Below are 20,974 nucleotides of genomic sequence, written 5' to 3'. Positions count from 1 at the left end.
GGGCATAAAATGCTCCCGCTTCTTAATATGGAATATAGATTTACCGCACGCTAAAGAATTTTTTCAATCTGGACATGAAGCCTTTTGGTTCTCCGCCAATTGGAGTCAAGGGTACAGATTCACCAAGGATCCTTCTGGCAATGTTCCGATAGGCAAGTGAGACTCTATTGTCCGGGTTATAGGCAATGGGTTCCTTTTTATTCGCTGCCACAATGACTTGGTCATCATCAGGAATGACGCCGATCAAATCAATTTTAAGAAAATCGGCAACTCCATCGATATCCATTTCTTCATCCTCATGAAGTAAATGGCCGCGTATCCGGTTGATGATCAATTGAGGCGGTTCAATATGCTCTTCTTTTTCAAGCAGGCCAATAATACGGTCCGCATCCCTGACAGCCGGTCTCTCTGCAGTCGTAACGATGATTGCCTTATCTGCCCCAGCGATGGCATTCCTGAAGCCCTGTTCAATGCCTGCAGGGCAATCAATGATGACATAATCATAGTCAGGCTTCATATCGCTAATGAGTTTCCTCATCTGCTCTTCATTCACCACTGTTTTATCACTGTTTTGTGGAGCCGGAAGCAAATAAAGCAAATCCTCGAAATGTTTATCCTTAATGAGCGCTTGGTGTATCTTACAGCGCCCTTCAACCACATCGACCAAATCATAGATAATGCGATTTTCCAATCCCATGATCACGTCCAAGTTCCGAAGACCAATATCCGTATCTATCAGGCAAACCTTTTTGCCTAGAAGAGCTAAAGATGTTCCTAAATTGGCGGAGGTGGTCGTTTTCCCGACACCACCCTTACCGGATGTTATAACTATTGCCTCTCCCACGATTAGAGACCCCCTTCTAATCTATTTAAATTAGGTCTATATTTCTTTAAAACCTGCAGTTTTTCTATAATGATATTTTCTTCTTCATCCATGAAAGCACATTCCAAGTCATGTCCCCATTTTGTATATTGGTCAGGAGATAAATTCACTTGTCCAGCAATGCGGAGCTGGGCAGGCTTCATGACAGAGGCAGCTATTATGGCCTCATTATTCCCTTTATATCCTGCATGGGCTATTCCCTTTAGCTGACCCATGATATATATGTTGCCGCCTGCACGAACCGTTCCGTCAGGATTGACATCGCCTATTAGAAGTAAATCCCCAGGGACTTCAAAAACCTGTCCCGACCTGATCACCTTGGTCACGGTCGTCACTTGGTTTTCATCTTTCCAGCGTTTCGCTTCTTCCTTCGTCAGGACATTCGAAATCATCTCATCAACGAAAAGCTTCTTCTTTTTATGGATGACCTCTTTAATCTTTTCTTCTTGTATTTCATCAAGATAGCGGTTCCCTGTATGTACTTTTACGGAAATGGACGGGTCATTTTCTTGAAACTGATAGTTTGCCGAAAGCTTCGCTTCTAACTCTTTCAATAATTCGGAAAATGAGCAAGAATCATCGAGATGAAGCATAAACCCGTCTTTTGTTCCCTTAATCATAACATTTTGCTGAATTCTTTTATTCATGACGTTTGTTTCACCTCAATGAAATATAATTCGACATAGGAAAACAAATTTCCTTTTTCTACGTACACGGAAAAGAGAAAATACATTCTCGACCTGCTTTGTAAGACACAGGAACGTTAATCCGTTTCTCCTTGCAAATCAAGCTTTTCAAACATTCTTTTTAAAGGATAGCAGCTGATTATAATGAATGCGAGGTTCAATAATAATGTCGGCAGCAATCTGCGGTTCGCAAATTCACCGAATCCCATAGCTGTAAAAGAAAGGATGACATTCATCTGAAAGATGACAACCTCTAAAACTGCCGTGAACAAAAGCGCCGTAAGGCAGGAAACCAATAAATTATTTTGCAGGATTTTCATGCATTTCGATATCAGATAAGCAAGAAAAGGCAGCAGTAACATGTAAATCCCCAGGATTTCCGTATACACGACATCATAAGTCAACCCAAGAATAGCGCCATAAAGCATTCCCATCTTCCTGGATCCGTACATGGTCAGGAAAAAAACGAAAATCATCATGAAATGGGGAACGAGGATTTTATTGGCCCCGAATGCATCACCAGCGAACATCTGGGCAAAGATGCTTTCAAAAACGAAAAAAAACAAGGCTATAAAAGAAAGGATGAAATATCTCACTTACCTTCATCCTCCCCATCACTTTCTTTCGGTACACCGCCCACTTCACGCTGAACGACCATTACATTATTAATATCATAAAAATCCGTCGCAGGTTCAATATATGCAGTCTGGTTCAATCCATATTGATCCACTTTGACATCGACAACTTTCCCAATCGGCAAACCTTTTGGAAAGATCCCGCCATATCCGGAAGTGACGACCAATGAATTTTTCTTGATCTTTTTATCATAAGGTATCCGTTTCATCAACAAAAGGTTCTTCTTATCATCGAAGCCTTCAATCAAGCCATATGCTTTTTCACCTTGAACGATGGCAGAAACACGGTTGGCTTTATCGATCGAACTTAAGAGTTGAACCGAAGCCGTGAAATCCGTCGTAGATTTTACCTTACCGACTAACCCATTGGACGTTATGACAGCCATATTTTTTTCTACCCCATTACGCTTCCCTTTATTAATCGTCAGCATTTCATGCCAGCGGTCAGGATTACGCCCAATGACCGTCGCCTGAGTGGGTGAATACTTCCGCAGGTCATCTTCTTTTTTGAGATTATCGCGAAGTTCTTCATTTTCTTCTTTTAAATCTTGGACTTGAGTTTTCAATAATACATATTCATCCAAGCGGGCTTTCAATTTTTTGTTTTCATCGTATGTATTTTGAAGGTCTTTTAAGCCCCCTACAAAACCTGTTATACCCGATACTGGTTTATTAAACATATTTCCGACCCAGCCTGTTGTATCTTTCAGGAATTGCTCCGGCCATGTCAACTCTTCTCTCTCTCTTAATGAAAAACCGATCAATGCCACGAGAACGATAATACTAACGAGCAAGAGAAGGAGCTTTTTATTAAAAAATTGTGGCATGATGCTTGCACCTCTATCTTAATCTTAATCTTAATCTTAATCTTAAATTTACTCAATCGTCTTGTTCATACAGACAAAAAAACAGCTATAAATGATTTTAATTAAATAGATAAACATAAGAAAAACCGGCTCAAAATTGCACCTTTTGTTGAGCCGGCCCTATTTGAGAAGTAATGCTTATCGCGAATCTCTTGATTTAGTCTTGAACAGATGAATGTGGTCCAATGCTTTACCCGTTCCGATTGCAACACAATCCAGCGGATTTTCAGCGATGATCACCGGCATTTGCGTTTCTTCACTGATGACTTTATCCAAATTACGCAGCAAAGCACCTCCGCCTGTCAGCACAATACCTCTGTCCATTATGTCAGCGGCTAATTCAGGTGGTGTTTTCTCTAGAGTGTTTTTTACGGAATCCACAATTGCAGAAACTGTGTCGCTTAATGCCTTGGATATTTCCTCAGCTGTAATTTCGATCGTTTTCGGTAGTCCAGTCAATAGGTCACGGCCGCGAATTTCCATGTTGTCTACGCCTTCCGTGTCTCCAGCAGAACCGATTTCCATTTTGATGGCTTCAGCAGTACGCTCACCGATCATCAAATTGTAGTTCTTGCGGATGTAAACGATAATGGCATCATCCATTTCGTCACCGGCAATACGGATGGATTGGCTTGTTACGATTCCGCCAAGGGAAATGATCGCCACCTCTGTTGTTCCTCCGCCGATATCAACGACCATGCTGCCCGTAGGCTCCCAAACAGGAAGGTCCGCCCCGATTGCTGCTGCAAACGGTTCTTCAATAGGATATGCATCACGAGCTCCAGCTTGTCTAGCTGCATCGATGACTGCGCGCTGCTCAACTGCCGTAATTCCGGAAGGCACACAAATCATGACATATGGCTTATTACCGAATACGCCCTTCTTTTGAGCTTCCTTCATATAGTACTTCATCATGGTAGCCGTCGTTTCATAATCGGCAATTACTCCATCCTTCATCGGGCGTAGGGCAACCACGTTACCAGGTGTACGGCCGATCATGTTTTTCGCATCGTTTCCGACTGCAACGATTTGCTTTGTATCTGTTTGAACAGCTACAACCGATGGTTCACGTACTGCAATCCCTTTTCCTTTTACATATACAAGCGTATTCGCCGTTCCTAAATCAATCCCTATATCTCTAGCGCCAATTCCAAACATTATGGTATCTCCCTTTCGTAAACAAAAATGCCTTTTTATAAGTTCAAATAATAATTTGTCGTTTTTTGACAATAAGAGTTTTGAAAAAGTTTCCTCTTTTAAAAATCATAAACAATATTATATCGTATCGTCAAAAATTTTGATAGTGTCATAAATAACCTTTTTCCTTCAAACTAACATATTTATGTTCCCCGATAATGATATGGTCCAATACTTCAATCCCAATTATTTTACCACATTCGACTAATCTTTTCGTCACTTCAATATCTTCTCTGCTGGGAGAGGGGTCTCCGGAGGGGTGGTTATGAAGACAGATGATAGAGGCAGCGGACCTTCTGAAAGCTTCTTTAAAAACCTCACGCGGATGCACGATTGAGGCATTGAGGCTGCCGATGAAGACCGTAGTTTTTTGAAGCACTTGATTTTTCGTATTTAAATAGAGACAGACGAAATGTTCCTGTGACAAAAACCGCATTTCTTCCATGCAATAATTGGCTCCATCTTCAGGAGATCGAATCACATAACGGTCTTGATCATTCAATTTGTTAATCCTCCTGCCAAGTTCGACAGAGGCCAGTATCTGAATCGCTTTCGCTTCACCGATCCCTTTAATCACCGTAAGTTCTTCGACTGAGGCTTCTTTTAGCAGACGAAGGCCCTTGAAGGAATTGATGAGCCTGCCCGATAGTTGCAGAACGGATTCTTCCTTTGATCCCGTCCTCAATAGCAAAGCAAGCAATTCTTGATTGGATAGACTTTGCGGTCCGTCCTGCAGAAACCTTTCGCGCGGCCTCTCTTCTTTCGGGTAATCCCGAATTAACATTTTTGATCCACCCTTCCTTTGGAAAAGGGGAGATGCCAGAGGGAAATCGTTTATCCTAATTCTGCCTGCATCGCTTTAAGTTCACGGGCCAGTCTTGAGACCGGAAGCCCGACGACAGAGAAATAGTCCCCTTTGATTTGTTTGACGAGAAGAGATCCGTATCCTTGAATCCCATAGCCGCCAGCTTTGTCAAAAGGTTCCCCGCTATCCAGATAACGTTCGATTTCAGCTTCTGGCAGCTCCCAAAATGTCACTTCCGTCTTTTCTGCGAATACTCTGCGATGTTCGCCAAATAGGATGGCAACACCTGTGTATACTTCGTGTGTCCGTCCTGATAACATTTCCAGCATTCTTTTTCCATCAGCCCGGCTTGCCGGCTTCCCCAATATCTCACCATCAAGGACAACAACGGTATCCGAGCCGATTACCCAGCTTTCCTGAAATTTCGCTGCGATGGCTTCCGCTTTACGGGAGGCCAGGTCTTTCACCGCAGCATCCGGACACATGTTTTCATCAATACTTTCATCGATATTGGAATTCATGCTTTCAAAGGGGATTTGAAGAAATTGTAGAAGTTCTTTACGACGTGGTGATGAAGAAGCTAAAATCAATGGCTGCATAATAAAAAGTCACCTTTCTTTACATAGGGAGATACATATCTATCCTATCAAATTATGGTCCAATCCACAATTATTGTTTACTAGGAATCGACAAAAGCCTGAAAGTATTTCCCGGAAAATAAAAAAAGGTGTCACCTGATAGTTTCATATTGGGAGCCTGGCCCATTAGGCAGCTCCCCTTTTTCTTTACTTAACCCTATATGTTTTGGTAATTCAATAAAAAATCAAGAAGACTTCCCTGGGCCTGCAATAGTTTTTCTTCCTTTTGGGAAGTCTCATATTCGTTAATCGACTTTGCAGCAGACGTCAGGTCATCGTTCATTTTTGAAAACTTCGGTGATAATTCCCCTGCCTTCAGTTCATCCAGGTTTTTTTTCAGGGTTTCTTCGTTTGCCTTCCCTGCCTTACCACGAAGCTTGGTTGCAGATGTTTCTGCCAATGAAGCATATACTGCCTTCATCTTGTCGAGGGTTTTCTCATCTTCCTTGCTTGTCCCAGCCGCTTCAAAATTGATTTCCTTCCAATATACATCCAAATCATAGGACTTTAAGAACAAGGCCAACTCCTTACTTGCAGCTAGACTCTCTGCCAATCCCAGGAATAAATAATAGCTGTCTTCCAATTTGAAAATTTCAGCTGGAACCTGCTTTTTAATGATTTTCTTTTGGATTTGCCTTGCCGCATCCTCGCTGCTGAATACACCGCCCTGTACAAGAAATGTCTTCAGCTGCGTTCCTGGTTCATTCGCTGCCGCTTTTTTATCTTCAACAGTGGGTCCCTTTGGAATCGTAGTCTCGACCGAAGAAACTGCGGCTTTTTCCTTTGTAATCGTTTTAACGGCAATCAAGCCAAGAATCGACCCAAAAAACACTGCACACATGACAGCGATCACGAATGCCTTGATCGGTCTATTATCCAGGCTTTTCATCGAACTAGTACCAAAACCGATTAGCTTAGGCATTTTCTTCTTTGGCGGTGAGGGAGCCAATACAATCTTGTTTTCGTTTGTATCCTCAGGGAGTATCCATTCGAAACTCTCATCTGGCTGTTCCTGTTCCTCACTCGCCGCCTCTTGGCTTTCAATCTTATTTTTATCGGCAAATACTTTTTCTTCCCCATTTATTTTAATCGTGACGCCTTTGCTTTTTTCCGTCTTGTCCAATTTTTTTCCTCCCCTCCAGATCATTTTTTTCATCCTAACATAGAGGAAAAAAAAAATAACAAGACTTTTGTCGTCTTGTCATTAATAGGTTTCGTCAAATTTCCCTATTCATATCTGGTTAATCAAAAGGAACTTCCAGGCACTGGTGCTTCTGGTCCATGAACCGTTTAATAACGCCACACACCAATTACATATTTACCTCTTCCATGTCATCTTCACTTGAAGCCAAATGGGGATAGTTCCCTACTGCCTCATCGTTCAGGTGATTTTTGACAAATTACTCTTGAACTGGAATGGTCCTTTAAGCTCATCTTAGAAAAGTTACATACCAATGTAAAAGGGAATCGCCCCAAAAATAAGCAGTCAATGTCCCCAAAACGATATACGGCCCGAAAGGAATTAGTGTTTTCTTTTTTAGAATTCCGGTTAGCAACCCGATGATTCCAAGGAATGCACCATAAAAGCACGCAAAAAGAAACGATAACAGGACCATCTTCATTCCCAGTACAAAGCCAATCACTGCAAATAGTTTGATATCACCGCCCCCCATGCCACCCTTACTCACCACAGCGATTAATAGCAGCAGGCTAAAGCCAATCGCTGCCCCGACAATTGAATCCCACCATGGCGACAGCGGAAATAAAACTCTTAGAACCGTAAAAATCGCCGTAAAGAAAAGCAGTATTTTATCAGGGATGAGCATATAGGCTACATCAGACACGAAGATGATCATAAATAATGAAATCAATGTCCAGCCAACCCAGAGTTCGTCCGACCAGCCAATAAATATGGGAGCTGAGGCAAACAAAACACCGGTCAGCATTTCCACTGACGGATAGAGGGGGGAAATTCTCGCTTTACAGCCCCGGCATTTTCCGTATTGCATCATATAAGAAATAACCGGTATCAACTCGAAGAATGTCAATGTACGCCCACAAGAAGGGCAAGCGGAGCGCCGATTCGCAAATGAATTTCCCGCTGGAACACTTAAACCGACGACGTTAAAGAATGAGCCTAAAATTAAGCCCAAGACGAAGAGATAGATATGGATAGCCATCATTTATACAAAGTGCACGAGGATTCGATTGCTTTTCTTTGAAACCCTAATATAGAAGTCCCTTCCGCTATATAATAATCACTTGGTTTCTTCATGGTATTTCATTCCTCCCGTCATTTTATTTTTCCTCACTGGCTCTGCCTAGAATAACCGCCATCCCCATTAGAGGCGTTCAGTTCAAATTCTTAGTGATATAGAATCAATATATAAGTATATTTTAACAAATATACTTGGTGATTTGTTGTCCATCACTCTGTTAGAGTCTTTTTATTTTAAAGAGAAAAGGACCTCTTATAAAGATCCTTTTTTGAGACTGTCATTTATTTAAGTTGATCATTCACTAGTTCAATTCCAAACGGGTCTCTGCATATGCAGAAGAAAAGATAACCAGCTCACCATCTATCCATTTAGCATTGTCAACTCCTAATACTTCCAAATCCCCCTCAAGAGTACCTCTGGTCATGATGTTCAACGTCCCTTGATTCATTTTTTTCATCACGCCCGGAACAGCCGTTTTACGATAAAAGGTATAGAAATGATTGGTTTCCCCTAAAGTGGCATCTCTATGTCCTATAATGACCGTTTCTTTTCCAGATGGTGAACTGACAGATGCATAGGGAGTTTTTAATAGAGAAATTTTCATCACTAAAAACAGTACGAGCAAAACTGTGACAAGAATAACCCAGAACTTCCCCAAATTCCTCGCTCTTGCTAACATATAGAAGGCAATCACTGTAAGTAATAATGGTAAGATATCACCTGTTGACTTAACGGGTATAAAATAATAGCCCTTAATGGCGAACAGGACGATCATCAAATCCACGGTTAGGGCAAAAAGAAAAAAGTACAAGGATTTATCAATCTTGGAATTCCTACTAGTTTCCATTCTCTTACTTCTCTTATTAAGCTTAGGGCGTTCTTCAGCTCTTGCTTTATGATTCATTGCCTCTAGTTTGATAACAAGGGCAAATATAAATAGTACGATGAAAACACTAATGATTGTATTCATTTTACACCCTCAGTAACAGATCATTCGACAGGCGGAACAGTAAAGTCACATACCCTTTAGGTACTACTCTAAAAAACGTCATTCTTCCACACTTAATTTAGATAGGAATTCCCTCACAAGTGAAAGGAAATGAAGGGAACCTGTAATGACAAGAGCCTCTTTTCCCCCTGTTTTCCGTCTGCCTTCCCTTACCGCCGCCTGCCAATCCTTGTTTATACTTTTATTTTCATGACTGCATTTTTCATAAAGCGAGTGCGCATCCGCCGCCCGTTCGTGGAAAAATTCGGTAATGATGATTTCAATCGCTTCCGTTTCCAGTCCACGAAGCATCAGGGAATAATTTTTATCTTTAAATGAGCTGAATATGAACCGGTACTTATATTCAGGGTAATGCACTTTTAGCGTTTTCATCAATACGTCGATGCCGGCAGGATTATGTGCACCATCAATGATCACCAATGGCTCATCCGATATTTTTTCAAAACGGCCATCCCATTTCGCTTCCCTTATTCCTTTAAGGATGCTTTTTTCATCGATATTTTCCATTCCTAATAGGATAGCAGCAATAGCCAGCGCCGCATTCTCCATTTGATGACGGCCTAACATCTGCATTTCCACATTTTCGATGGACCTGTCTCCAAGCGAAAAGGAGAAACTTTGCCCATGTTCACTTTGCTTTACATTGCTTACATGGAAGTCTTTACCTAATTGGTAATAAGGCACGCCTACTGAAGACGCTTTTTCTTCGATTACTTTTGCTGGTTCCCATGCGGTGACTCCGCTGATAATCGGCGCCCCGCTTTTAATGATACCCGCCTTCTCTGAAGCAATTTCCCCTAGTGTGTTACCCAGGATGTTTGTATGTTCCAAAGAAATCGAGGTAATGATCGAAAGAAACGGCTGGATGACATTCGTTGTATCGAGCCTGCCTCCCAGTCCGGTTTCCATTAAAACCAAATCCACTTCCTTTTTGCTGAAATAAGAAAATGCCATTGCAGTCAATATTTCGAACTGAGTGGGTCCATTCCCCTTACTGTCCATCTCTTGGATGAACGGCTCCAGCTCCCGGAATGAGGCGATAAAATCCTTATCGCTGATTTCGTCCCCATTTATCTTCAGCTGTTCATTTACCCGCATTAAATAAGGTGAAGTGAAGGAAGCGACACGTACCCCCTCAGCTAGAAGGATTTCTTTCATATATTGCAAGGTAGATCCTTTCCCGTTTGATCCTGCAATGTGAATATACTTAAGCTCCTTATGTGGGTCACCTAAGTTAGTTAACAATGTTTCCATCCTTGATAGGCCAAAATTCATACCCAATTGAACTTGGCGCCGTTCAAAAAAATGATTGATTTCCTTCATGGTTGTTACCATTATCGTTGAGCCTCCTCTTTCTTTATACCGCTCTTATGCGTTAATATTATTTTATCAATATATGAACGATTAACCTAGATGAAAGGTAGTGTTTTACCATGAAACCTTCAGATCTTCACTGTTGGATCGTCGTTAACGGCTATTTACAGCATGATAAGTTTTCCAGTTTAGCTTTGTTCATTAAAGAGGCGGCTGAAAGGAAAGAAATCATGGCAACCCTTATCCGTAATTCAGATCTGATACCCATCATTGAAAAAGGAGTGCCTCTAATTAAAGGAGCCTTTGATAAGCTGCCTGATTTTGTTCTGTTCATGGATAAAGACATTCATTTGGCACGCCATTTGGAATTGCTCGGCATCCCCGTATATAACGGCAGTACAGCGATCGATATTTGCGACAGCAAAGCAAAAACACATCAAGCATTGGCCGGGCATGGCATACCGATGCCGAAAACCTTGTTTCCACCCTTTACGTACGAAGGTATTGAAAGGGTCAATATGGATGCCTTTAAACAAATCGGTATTGAACTGGGGTATCCACTTATCGTTAAGGAAGCATACGGTTCTTTTGGGGAACAAGTATATTTGATCCAAACAGAGGATGAGTTGTTTAAGACGATCCGTAATCTTGGCCACAAACCATTTATCATTCAGGAATTCATTGAACACAGTAAAGGACGGGATATTCGTGTGAATGTCGTCGGCAATCGAGTCATAGCAGCGATGCAACGCCATTCCGAGCACGACTTCCGAGCTAATATGACTGCCGGGGGTCAGGCTTCCCCCTATACACCCACCACGGAAGAAGCACAACTCGCCATCCGATGTGCGGAGATTCTAGGTGCCGACTTCGCTGGCGTCGATTTGCTGTTTGGTGAAGAGGGTCCGCTTTTGTGCGAAGTGAATTCGAATTCTCATTTACTGAATATTTATGAATGTACAGGCATCAACATCGCTGAAAGCATGTTCGATTATATCTTGAACAAATTAGGAAAAGGAAGTGCATCTGATGAAAAAACAAGCGGGTTGGTTGATTTATAACCGTGAGGATGCCATAAATAATAAAGGATACATAGATTGGATGCTTGGCGAAGCCAGTAAGCTTGATCTTGATTTACACTTTCTCCATCGGGAAGACCTTAAGATCGGCCACCGTTTCAACGAATTGTACGTGGAATGTGAGACACAGCCAATTTCATTGCCAGACTTTGCTATCGTCCGGACCATCGATCCTTTTTTTACTAGGCAACTGGAGCAACTGGGGATTGCTTGCTTTAACTCCTCCTTCGTATCCGAAATCGCGAACGACAAAGCAAAGACGCATCAATATTTGTCCTCGATGGGGATTCCAATGGCCGATACCGTATATTGCAACGGAAGGCCGGGGGCCGATGATATGGAGTTTCCTTTCATCGCTAAAGAAACACGTGGCCGCGGCGGGAAACAAGTTTATTTAATCGAGCATGCCGATGATTTGGCCGAACTGAATGACGGAAATTGGATTGTCCAAAAACCTGGTTTATTCGGTAGAGATATCCGTGTCTTTGCAGTTGGTAAAAAAGTGAAGGCTGCTGTACTTAGGGAATCCGCTTCGAGTTTCAAGGCAAATTACACGCTAGGGGGATCGGCTTCGTTATATGAGCTGACCGCATCCGATTTAGCCCTTGTAGAAAGAGTAATCGAGGCATTTGATTTTGGCCTGGTCGGAATCGACTTCATATTTGCCGAAGATGGCAGCCTCATGCTCAACGAAATCGAGGATGTCGTCGGCAGCCGGACATTAAGTGCACTAAGTGACATGAATATCGTACGTGAGTACCTCCTATTCATAAAAGAAAGTATATCCTCCCAACGGAACATTTGATTTTGGGAATGGCATCAATTGCGTTAAATACAAAAGGATGAACCGGCATATAGCTGGTCCATCCTTTTGTTTTACAGTTGTTTCAGTTCGCTGATCCTGTGGATCACAGAGTCACGTTTTTCGCTATAGTCTTTTTCTTTGGCACGTTCTTCTTCAATAACGCTCGCCGGCGCCTTTTTAACGAAGCCCTCGTTGCCTAATTTTTTCTGTACGCGTTCAACTTCTTTATTAAGTTTGTCGAGTTCTTTTTCAAGACGTTTCACTTCTTCGTCGATATTGATCAGTCCTGTAAGCGGAAGGATTAGTTCAACTCCAGTAACAACTGCCGTCATTGCCTGAGCTGGTTCTTCGACTTCGATGCCGATCGTCAAGTGTTCAGGATTACAGAAACGCTCGATATAGCTGCTGTTTTTCTGTAAAGTTGCTAAGATGGACTCGTCTTTCGCTTTTAAAATCAAATTGATTTTTTTGCTTAACGGTGTGTTCACCTCAGCACGGATGTTACGAACGGAGCGAATGATTTCAACAAGCAGCTTCATTTCCTCAGCTGCAGCTGTATCTGTCAATTCCTCGTTCACTTCCGGCCAAGCAGCAACAGTGATTGACTCACCTTCATGTGGAAGGTTTTGCCAGATTTCTTCGGTAATGAATGGCATGAACGGGTGTAATAATCTCATTGTGTTATCTAACACGTAAGCTAAGATTGAACGAGTCGTTTTCTTCGCCGCTTCGTCTTCGCCATATAACGGAAGTTTCGCCATTTCAATATACCAGTCACAGAAATCATCCCAAATGAAGTTGTAAAGCACACGGCCCACTTCACCGAACTCATAACGGTCAGCGAGTCTTGTTACGTTTGAAATCGTTTCGTTCAAACGTGTCAAAATCCATTTATCAGCTACAGATTTTTTACCGCTTAAATCGATTTCATCATACGTCATGCCATTCATGTTCATTAAAGCAAAACGGGATGCGTTCCAGATTTTGTTGGAGAAGTTCCAAACCGCTTCCACTTTTTCCGTGCTGTAACGAAGGTCCTGACCTGGTGAGCTGCCCGTTGATAAGAAGTAACGCAGGGAATCAGCACCGTATTGATCGATAACATCCATCGGATCGACTCCATTACCAAGCGATTTACTCATCTTACGTCCCTGTTCGTCACGAACAAGACCGTGAATCAGCACATCTTCAAATGGACGTTCGCCCGTGAACTCAAGAGCTTGGAAAATCATCCGCGATACCCAGAAGAAAATGATATCATAGCCTGTTACAAGTGCCCCGTTTGGATAGTATCGTTTGAAATCGATACTGTCCTTATCAGGCCAGCCCATAGTCGAGAATGGCCATAATGCCGAGCTGAACCATGTGTCCAGAACGTCTGTATCTTGTTCCCAGTTCTCAGCATCCGCAGGCTCTTCATGTCCTACATAAACTTCGCCTGTTTCTTTATGGTACCAAGCTGGAATGCGGTGGCCCCACCAAAGCTGACGGGAAATACACCAATCGCGAATATTTTCCATCCAGTGTAGATACGTTTTTTCGAAACGATCTGGTACGAAATGAACCTTTTCATCATCAGACCCTTTTTGAAGCTCAACTGATGCATCAGCAAGAGGTTGCATTTTAACGAACCATTGAGTCGAAAGATATGGTTCAACTACAGCACCGCTTCGCTCTGAGTGTCCAACTGAGTGAAGATGATCTTCGATTTTGAAGAGCACCCCTTCTTCCTGAAGGTCTTTGACAATTTGTTTACGGCATTCAAAACGGTCCATGCCTTCATACTTACCGGCCTTTTCATTCATCGAGCCATCTTCATGCATGACAAGGATACGCTCCAAATCATGGCGGTTCCCGATTTCGAAGTCATTCGGATCATGGGCCGGAGTAATTTTAACTGCGCCTGAACCGAATTCCATATCGACATAATCATCACCGACAATCGGGATTTCCCGACCTGTAATTGGCAAGCGAACCATTTTGCCGATCAGGTGTTTATAACGATCATCTTCAGGGTGTACAGCAACCGCAGTATCGCCCAACATCGTTTCTGGACGTGTGGTGGCTATTTCAATTTCACCTGACCCGTCAACCAACGGATATTTCATATGGTAAAATGCGCCCTGCACATCTTTATAAATAACCTCGATATCGGATAACGCCGTTTTCGTTGATGGGTCCCAGTTGATGATGTATTCGCCTCGATAAATCAAGTCCTTGTTATAAAGAGAGACGAAAACTTCGCGTACTGCTTTAGAAAGCCCCTCATCAAGCGTGAAGCGTTCACGGGTATAATCAAGCCCAAGACCCAGCTTTGACCATTGTTCACGGATATGGCTCGCATATTCCTCTTTCCATTTCCATGTCTCTTCAACGAACTTTTCACGTCCAAGGTCATAACGGCTCACGCCTTCCGCACGAAGTTTCTGTTCAACTTTCGCTTGAGTGGCGATACCGGCATGGTCCATACCAGGCAACCATAATACATCAAAGCCTTGCATCCTTTTCATGCGTGTCAATATATCTTGAAGTGTCGTATCCCAAGCATGACCAAGATGCAGCTTACCTGTTACATTAGGGGGCGGGATGACAATCGTATATGGTTCCTTTTTATCGTCACCCGTCGCTTCGAAAAACTTCCCATCAAGCCACCATTTATAGCGGCCTTTCTCTATCGTCTGCGGATCATATTTAGTTGGCATCGAAATTTGGTTCTCTTCCATATCATTTCCTCCTTTTTGGGCATAAAAAAAACTTCCATCATCACAAAAGGACGAAGGAAGTTGTTCGCGGTGCCACCTTTTTTCCGAAAAAGAAAAAAATCTCTTTCGGCTCTCAAATCGGATAACGGCTCTTCACCGGCCTTCGCTACTAAGATCTTTCACGAAAACTGCTCGCGGACGACTTCGGATGCTGCTGCCTGGAAACCTTGCACCAATTGGTTTCCTCTCTGAAAAGTGCATTTCATCTTACTATTTCCGGTCTTTGCATTGATTTATATTCATATGTAAAATCATTGAATGCATATAGTATATAGTACAAAAAATATGGGGCTCCAGTCAATCATCTTTTCGCTTACTTTTTCCAGGAAGCGTCTCATTTCATGCATTCACTCCCGCTGCCCGGCCATTTTCTTTATTTTATACTCCAGGAACAGTTAATGTGACGACTTTTTCACCTTTCCCACTACCCACTCATAGAATAAAAGAAGTCCTAAAAAGGAAGGTAATAATATGAAGCGAAGATATACACCCTATACTTTACCGCCTTGGATGAAAAAATTCCGCGGTGTTTGCCAGCAGTTCATCGTCCCCTTTATCGTATTCCAAGGATTGCGTACGCTGATTTTCCCTACTTTCTTCGATATGCTCCTGTTAGTCGCCTTTGTTTTCTTGGCCTTGTCTTTATATTTCGAATGGCTTTAATTATTCCCTTACAGCAAAAAAATATACATGACTGGAGATGATCCAATCATGTATATTTTAGCTTGGGGGGGATTGCTCTTCTTTGGCAGCCTCGGCAGCCTCCTTTTTCTTCTGTTCGATTTCTTCGATTTTCATCACCATATATTCTACATTCTTCAGGAGCCAAAATTGCCGTTGCAGTTGAGTAACATTATCAAGCTCTGAACGATGGCTCCTGCCTTCGGAATAACCCTTCACTAATTCCAAAGCTGATCCAGGGAAAGCCATATAACTTTGCATGAGCAGCAATTCTTCTTCTTTCAACGGAAAATAACGAAAATAGTTATATAGCAAGTCGACGCAGTCATCGCATTGGACAGGATAGGTCCTGGCCGATTTAATTAGAAATGGCAGTAAATCGAAATGAGGCGGTGCCGTATTCGAATTCTCAAAATTTATGAAGTAGCCATATCCCCGTTCATCACAAACGAAATGCTTCAAAGAGACCTTTCCATGCGTGATCACGGTTCGAACCTTTTCACTTTCCTTCGTTTTTTCATACCAGGTTTCAAACTTCTTGATCGAGTACTTCAGTGCCTGTGAAATATCAGTGAAGAAGGAACAAACCGTCATTTCGAATGGAGACATATACCACTTCTTTTCGCAGCTGACAATGTACTCATCCATAAAGTCCTTCTCTTTATTCCAGGCATCAAACGTCCGCTCATAATGAGCTTCCCGTTCTTCTATATCCACCTGGATTTCCTTAACGGACAGCGTATGCATCCGAGCAAGCTCCCTGAACATTTGCTTATGCTTTTCATCGCGCTCCCCATCCCCTTCATTATTCAGCCAGGGCATCAGGTAATACAAACGTCCATTATGAAGAACGGCGTAACGCTGATCCATCGTTTGATAAATGGGAACGATCCGGTTATAGCCTCGATGGTACAGTTTTTGAACATTTCTGATAAAATCAATGCCGTTATGCGGCAACATGGATTTCAAGGCAAATGTACCTCGATCACTGTATACTTTTTTCACCCGCCCGAAGTCCTCAATATATTGTACATACATGGCGTATTCCTTCAAGACGGTCTCCGTGTCACGATCCCGATTAACAGGCTGCTGATTCTCGTTTTCCCTCACGAGACTCACTCACTTTCTCTAAAAACACTCAACAATCCGATTATTCGATTCCTCTAGCATCCAGGCTGCTCTAAAAAACAGGAGCAGACCATACGCTCTGCTCTCTGTCCTGATCAACTTTTATACGAAACAGCCTTTGGTATATAGATGACTTGCCCTTCATGGACGTTCTGGTTCGACTCCAACTCATTACTGAAAAGTATGGATTGAACTGTAACATCATAACGTTGAGCCAAGTCATCAAGCGTTTCCCCTTGTTGGACAATACAAACCTTCATCCTTACCAGTTCTTCTTCTTGTTTCCGACCGAATAAATCCATGATGGAAACCTGCTTTTCATCATGTTCAGCCGTTTCCTTATCATCACGTTCCACGGCTTGTTTCCTGCCTTTGAAATTTTTAACTTCCTTAGCTGGCGGCGCTGGTCTTTCCTTCTTTTTGAATAGATCGCTTAGGGACGACGAATTTGATTCCTCTTCATGTTCATTTTTCGCATGTTCATTAAGGATAGGCCCCGCTACAACCTCAGCTTCTTCCTGCCGGATGAAATCCTCGTTTTTGGAATTTGAAACAGGGTTATCCTCAACTGGTTCACTTATATGGTTGATTACATGATTTGGCTCTTCCACTGCTTCCTCTTCCATCAAAGTCTGTCTAGGAGTCTCGACTTTCTCCATGGATTCCTGCCTGCTTACATTTTCCTCATCCTTCTCCTCTTCCCTGGATGACACAGGTACTTCTGCTGAGTCAGGCTGATCATCTATAAAAAAATTCACTTCTTCCTCTACAGCTTCTTCCTCTACAGCTTCAGCTTCAGCTTCAGCTTCTACTTCTACAGCTTCTTCTACAGCTTCAGCTTCTTCCTGTCTGTTCACTTCCGTTTCCCACTCCTCCTCTTCAGGATATGGTGAAACGGGAATCTCAAAAACTGGAACACTATGCTGATCGCTTAAATAGATTGGTTCCTCTTCTTCTTCCTCGTTTGCTTCAGATACCCGTTTTGCTTCTGCAGAAAAAGGCGTGTATAACTCTTCCTCCTGCTCATCGCGGAAAACAGGCTGAAAATCCGGGATTGGCGGCACTGAAGCCGCATATGGAATATATGACTCGTTTTCGCCGTCCGTTTCTTCTTGTTCCTCTGTTTCCCCAGCATCCTGCTCCGTATCGAACCGTTCTTCCACATATGAATCATTATAAATTCCGGTTATCAACAAATCCGCCTGCAATTTCAAACAGTTATGCTCAGGCATGGCATAATCAAAGCTTTGAATCGAGACATCGATCTCCTCTAATGAGGCAATTCGATTATTAGGAATCGTTATATCAACCGGAAAACGGTGTCTGAACTCAGTAAGTCCATCGGGATGCCTCTCGACCTTTTGAACGGCTTTTGGCAAAAAGGTCTGCGAAAACTCCTCTTCCTCACCATTTTGCGAGTCTTTGTATTCACCGCATAAATCTAACGAGCCTCGTATAAAAACATATTGATCACTTTCTTGAATCGTCACATTTGGATCCAGGGAAATGGAAAATAGCTCAGCCACTTCCTGTCCCTTCTGGAACCAAACGGATTCCTCTAAAGAAAATCGTAAATACGATTCATTTTCTTGCGACAAGACAACTCCTCCTTTCAGCTTCAGGAAACGGTACCTATACCAATATCAATCTATGAAAGAAGGAAGCTGATTATTCCTTATTTCATTTGCATCCATCCAGACCTTATTTTTACTGAATCATTGAAAAGGAGTAGATTTTACTTTTTCAGGCTAAAACATGTGAATTGGATCAATCAGCCTTAAGCCTTTTTAATTCGGACTATCTCCATTTTTTTCGTCCTTCAACCAATTTAATTCGGCCTTCTTCCGCTTACTGCAAAAAAAACAGGCTACCTTTCTCCAAAAGTTTTTGGAAAAATGGTAGCCTGTTTAAAATTTTAAAAGTGTCTCAAGTTAGAAGCCTCATTTTTTTAATTTTGCAAAGGCCTGTTCTGCCGCTGCGATGGTCTTTTCGATATCTTCATCACTATGTGCAGTGGAAAGGAATAAACCTTCAAACTGGGACGGCGGCAAGTAGATGCCTTGATTCGCCATTTCCCTATAGTAAGAAGCAAAGAACTCTAAATCTGATGTTTTTGCTGTATCATAATTGATTACTTCTTCGTCCGTAAAGAATAGTCCAATCATGGAACCGGCACGGTTGAATGTATGGGGAACTCCGTACTTTTTCGCTGCTTCCCCAATGCCTTTTTCAAGCATATCACCTTTTCGGGTGAACTCTTCATAAGATTCTGGAGTCAATTGGCTCAGCGTTTCAAGACCAGCCGTCATGGCCAGAGGGTTACCTGACAATGTTCCTGCTTGATAGATTGTCCCGCTCGGGGCAATTTGTTCCATGAATTCGCGCTTGCCTCCGAAAGCTCCGACCGGTAAGCCACCGCCAATCACTTTCCCAAGGCAAGTCAGGTCCGGTACGATGCCAAAATAGCCTTGTGCACAATTATAACCGACACGGAACCCTGTCATAACTTCGTCAAAGATCAATAGAGCCCCGTATTGGGTCGTCACTTCACGTAAGCCTTCGAGGAAACCAGGTTGCGGCGGAACTACACCCATGTTCCCTGCAACAGGTTCTACGATGATACACGCGATGTCTTCGCCAAATTGTTCAAACGCATATTTAGTTGCTGCAAGGTCATTATATGGTACGGTAATCGTATTTTTCGCAATGCCTTCCGGTACTCCCGGGCTATCCGGCAAACCTAATGTGGCAACGCCGGAACCAGCCTTGATTAGCAATGAATCGCCATGTCCATGATATGAACCTTCAAATTTAAGGATTTTATCCCGGCCAGTAAAGCCTCTTGCCAACCTTAGCGCACTCATCGTCGCTTCAGTTCCTGAAGATACCATCCGGATCATCTCAATCGATGGCACCCGGTCAATGACCAACTTAGCCAGTTCATTCTCAATAAGCGTAGAGGTTCCAAAGCTTGTACCTGATTCCGCTACCTTTTTCAATGCTTCAACGACATGGTCATTCGTGTGACCCAGGATAAGCGGTCCCCATGAAAGAACATAGTCTATATATTCATTGCCATCGATATCATACATTTTTGAGCCTTTTCCACGCTCCATGAAAATGGGATCCATGTCCACAGATTTGAAGGCACGTACAGGGCTGTTCACGCCGCCTGGCATCAAATTTTTTGCTTCGGCAAACGCTTGTTTCGATTTTTCATATGACCGCATGATTCAATCCCCTTTTCCATTACAGGTTTTATTTGTTAATCATCCTTGATTATCTTCGTTTATCCAACGTGCTACTTCTTTTGAGAAATACGTAATGATCAAGTCGGAACCTGCTCGTTTCAATCCTGTCAGCATTTCCATCACTATCGCTTTTTCATCAATCCAGCCATTTTGGGCTGCAGCTTTGACCATTGAATATTCACCGCTCACATTGTAGGAAACAACGGGAAGATTAAAGTTATTCTTAACGTCCCTGATAATGTCCATGTAGGAAAGGGCTGGTTTCACGATTAAGAAATCCGCACCTTCAGCAACATCGGATTCAGCTTCACGGAATGCTTCAAGGCGATTGGCGGGATCCATTTGGTAAGTTTTCCTGTCGCCAAATTGCGGTGCACCATTCGCTGCATCACGGAATGGACCGTAAAAAGCCGAAGAATATTTCACTGCATAGGACATGATCGGAATATCTTCATAGCCAGCTTCATCCAGACCTGCACGGATAGCCGCAACGAAACCGTCCATCATATTGGAAGGGGCAATGATATCGGCACCGGCCTCAGCCTGGCTGATCGCCGTTTTGGCAAGAAGGTCAAGAGAAGCGTCATTCAGGATCTTTTCCCCTTCAACGACCCCGCAATGGCCATGGCTTGTATACTCACAAAGACATGTATCAGCAATGACAATGACTTCAGGATATTGTTTTTTGATATAGCGGGTTGCCTCTTGCACAAGTCCGTTATGGTGAAATGCACCTGTGCCTTGTTCGTCTTTATCATGAGCAAAAGGGACACCGAATAAAATGACTGACTTAATGCCCAGACTTACGACTTCATCCATTTCAGCCCCAAGGTTATCCATGGATAACTGATATATACCCGGCATCGAGTTGATTTCATTTTTTACATTTTCACCGTCAATGACGAAGATCGGATAGATCAAATCCTCTTTATGCAATTGTGTTTCACGGACTAAAGCCCTCATGCCAGCACTTGCACGCAAGCGACGGTGGCGATTGAATGGAATGTTTTTCATTT

The 20,974-nt window shown here is 42.7% G+C and carries 19 protein-coding genes and 1 other annotated feature; of the genes, 3 read left to right on the top strand and 16 right to left on the bottom strand.

Annotation, left to right across the window (positions count from 1 at the left end; all coding sequences use genetic code 11):
• Positions 1-40: 40 nt before the first annotated feature.
• The 11 genes from minD to ACQKKK_RS01520 all read right to left on the bottom strand — a co-directional run bounded on the left by minD (position 41) and on the right by ACQKKK_RS01520 (position 10,273).
• Entirely contained in the window at positions 41-844 is an 804-nt protein-coding gene (gene minD, locus ACQKKK_RS01570; RefSeq protein WP_427613581.1) for a septum site-determining protein MinD, read from the bottom strand.
• Positions 845-846: 2 nt separating this feature from the next.
• A complete protein-coding gene (minC, locus tag ACQKKK_RS01565; protein ID WP_427613580.1) occupies positions 847-1,530 on the bottom strand; it encodes a septum site-determining protein MinC in 684 nt (227 codons plus the stop codon).
• 116 nt (positions 1,531-1,646) lie between these two features.
• Complete coding sequence (gene mreD / locus ACQKKK_RS01560) at positions 1,647-2,165, bottom strand: rod shape-determining protein MreD (RefSeq protein WP_427613578.1); 519 nt, start codon at positions 2,163-2,165, stop codon at positions 1,647-1,649.
• Positions 2,162-3,031 carry a rod shape-determining protein MreC gene (gene mreC, locus ACQKKK_RS01555; protein WP_427613577.1) on the bottom strand — a complete coding sequence of 290 codons (870 nt, stop codon included), beginning with the start codon at positions 3,029-3,031 and terminating at the stop codon, positions 2,162-2,164. The genes mreD and mreC overlap by 4 nt, the downstream gene beginning before the upstream one ends.
• 177 nt (positions 3,032-3,208) lie before the next feature.
• On the bottom strand, positions 3,209-4,228 hold the full coding sequence (locus ACQKKK_RS01550) for a rod shape-determining protein (protein WP_427613576.1): 1,020 nt from the start codon (positions 4,226-4,228) through the stop codon (positions 3,209-3,211).
• Between the two features lie 148 nt (positions 4,229-4,376).
• Entirely contained in the window at positions 4,377-5,051 is a 675-nt protein-coding gene (radC, locus tag ACQKKK_RS01545) for a RadC family protein (RefSeq protein ID WP_089361663.1), read from the bottom strand.
• A 50-nt stretch (positions 5,052-5,101) separates the two neighbouring features.
• Positions 5,102-5,671 (bottom strand): Maf family protein, encoded by a 570-nt coding sequence (locus ACQKKK_RS01540; RefSeq protein WP_427613573.1) that lies wholly within the window; start codon positions 5,669-5,671, stop codon positions 5,102-5,104.
• Positions 5,672-5,867: 196 nt separating this feature from the next.
• Positions 5,868-6,833, bottom strand: a complete 966-nt coding sequence (locus ACQKKK_RS01535; RefSeq protein WP_427613571.1) for a hypothetical protein — start codon at positions 6,831-6,833, stop codon at positions 5,868-5,870.
• A gap of 307 nt (positions 6,834-7,140) precedes the next feature.
• Positions 7,141-7,893: a prepilin peptidase gene (locus tag ACQKKK_RS01530; RefSeq protein WP_427613570.1), complete on the bottom strand. Its 753-nt coding sequence runs from the start codon at positions 7,891-7,893 to the stop codon at positions 7,141-7,143.
• 337 nt (positions 7,894-8,230) lie between these two features.
• Positions 8,231-8,899 carry a hypothetical protein gene (locus tag ACQKKK_RS01525; protein WP_427613568.1) on the bottom strand — a complete coding sequence of 223 codons (669 nt, stop codon included), beginning with the start codon at positions 8,897-8,899 and terminating at the stop codon, positions 8,231-8,233.
• 78 nt (positions 8,900-8,977) lie between these two features.
• Positions 8,978-10,273 (bottom strand): bifunctional folylpolyglutamate synthase/dihydrofolate synthase, encoded by a 1,296-nt coding sequence (locus ACQKKK_RS01520; protein WP_427613566.1) that lies wholly within the window; start codon positions 10,271-10,273, stop codon positions 8,978-8,980.
• Between the two features lie 98 nt (positions 10,274-10,371).
• Here ACQKKK_RS01520 and ACQKKK_RS01515 point away from each other — a divergent pair, with 98 nt between their 5' ends.
• Entirely contained in the window at positions 10,372-11,313 is a 942-nt protein-coding gene (locus ACQKKK_RS01515) for an ATP-grasp domain-containing protein (protein WP_427613565.1), read from the top strand.
• The gene (locus ACQKKK_RS01510) at positions 11,282-12,136 is read left to right on the top strand and encodes an ATP-grasp domain-containing protein (protein ID WP_427613564.1); all 855 of its coding nucleotides are present in this window, start codon (positions 11,282-11,284) and stop codon (positions 12,134-12,136) included. Before ACQKKK_RS01515 ends, ACQKKK_RS01510 begins: the two co-directional genes overlap by 32 nt.
• Before the next feature lie 71 nt (positions 12,137-12,207).
• On the opposite strand, the gene ACQKKK_RS01505 is transcribed toward ACQKKK_RS01510, so the two are convergent.
• On the bottom strand, positions 12,208-14,859 hold the full coding sequence (locus ACQKKK_RS01505) for a valine--tRNA ligase (RefSeq protein ID WP_427613562.1): 2,652 nt from the start codon (positions 14,857-14,859) through the stop codon (positions 12,208-12,210).
• 43 nt (positions 14,860-14,902) lie between these two features.
• Positions 14,903-15,131 (bottom strand) — a binding site (T-box leader).
• Positions 15,132-15,369: 238 nt separating this feature from the next.
• Between ACQKKK_RS01505 and ACQKKK_RS01500 the strand changes: the two genes are divergently transcribed.
• Positions 15,370-15,561 (top strand): hypothetical protein, encoded by a 192-nt coding sequence (locus tag ACQKKK_RS01500; RefSeq protein WP_427613560.1) that lies wholly within the window; start codon positions 15,370-15,372, stop codon positions 15,559-15,561.
• 57 nt (positions 15,562-15,618) lie between these two features.
• Here the strand turns inward: ACQKKK_RS01500 and ysxE are convergent, their stop codons facing one another.
• The 4 genes from ysxE to hemB form a co-directional block, all read right to left on the bottom strand.
• Complete coding sequence (ysxE, locus tag ACQKKK_RS01495; RefSeq protein ID WP_427613558.1) at positions 15,619-16,698, bottom strand: spore coat protein YsxE; 1,080 nt, start codon at positions 16,696-16,698, stop codon at positions 15,619-15,621.
• 104 nt (positions 16,699-16,802) lie between these two features.
• Positions 16,803-18,305 carry a LysM peptidoglycan-binding domain-containing protein gene (locus tag ACQKKK_RS01490; protein ID WP_427613556.1) on the bottom strand — a complete coding sequence of 501 codons (1,503 nt, stop codon included), beginning with the start codon at positions 18,303-18,305 and terminating at the stop codon, positions 16,803-16,805.
• Between the two features lie 342 nt (positions 18,306-18,647).
• Positions 18,648-19,937, bottom strand: coding sequence for a glutamate-1-semialdehyde 2,1-aminomutase (hemL, locus tag ACQKKK_RS01485; protein ID WP_427613554.1), 1,290 nt, complete (start codon positions 19,935-19,937; stop codon positions 18,648-18,650).
• 39 nt (positions 19,938-19,976) lie between these two features.
• Positions 19,977-20,972, bottom strand: a complete 996-nt coding sequence (gene hemB / locus ACQKKK_RS01480) for a porphobilinogen synthase (RefSeq protein ID WP_427613552.1) — start codon at positions 20,970-20,972, stop codon at positions 19,977-19,979.
• Positions 20,973-20,974: the final 2 nt, after the last annotated feature.

It is taken from the genome of Peribacillus sp. NPDC006672 (genome assembly GCF_050274955.1).
Lineage (GTDB): Bacteria > Bacillota > Bacilli > Bacillales > DSM-1321 > Peribacillus.
This window is presented reverse-complemented; position numbering and strand designations above follow the sequence as displayed.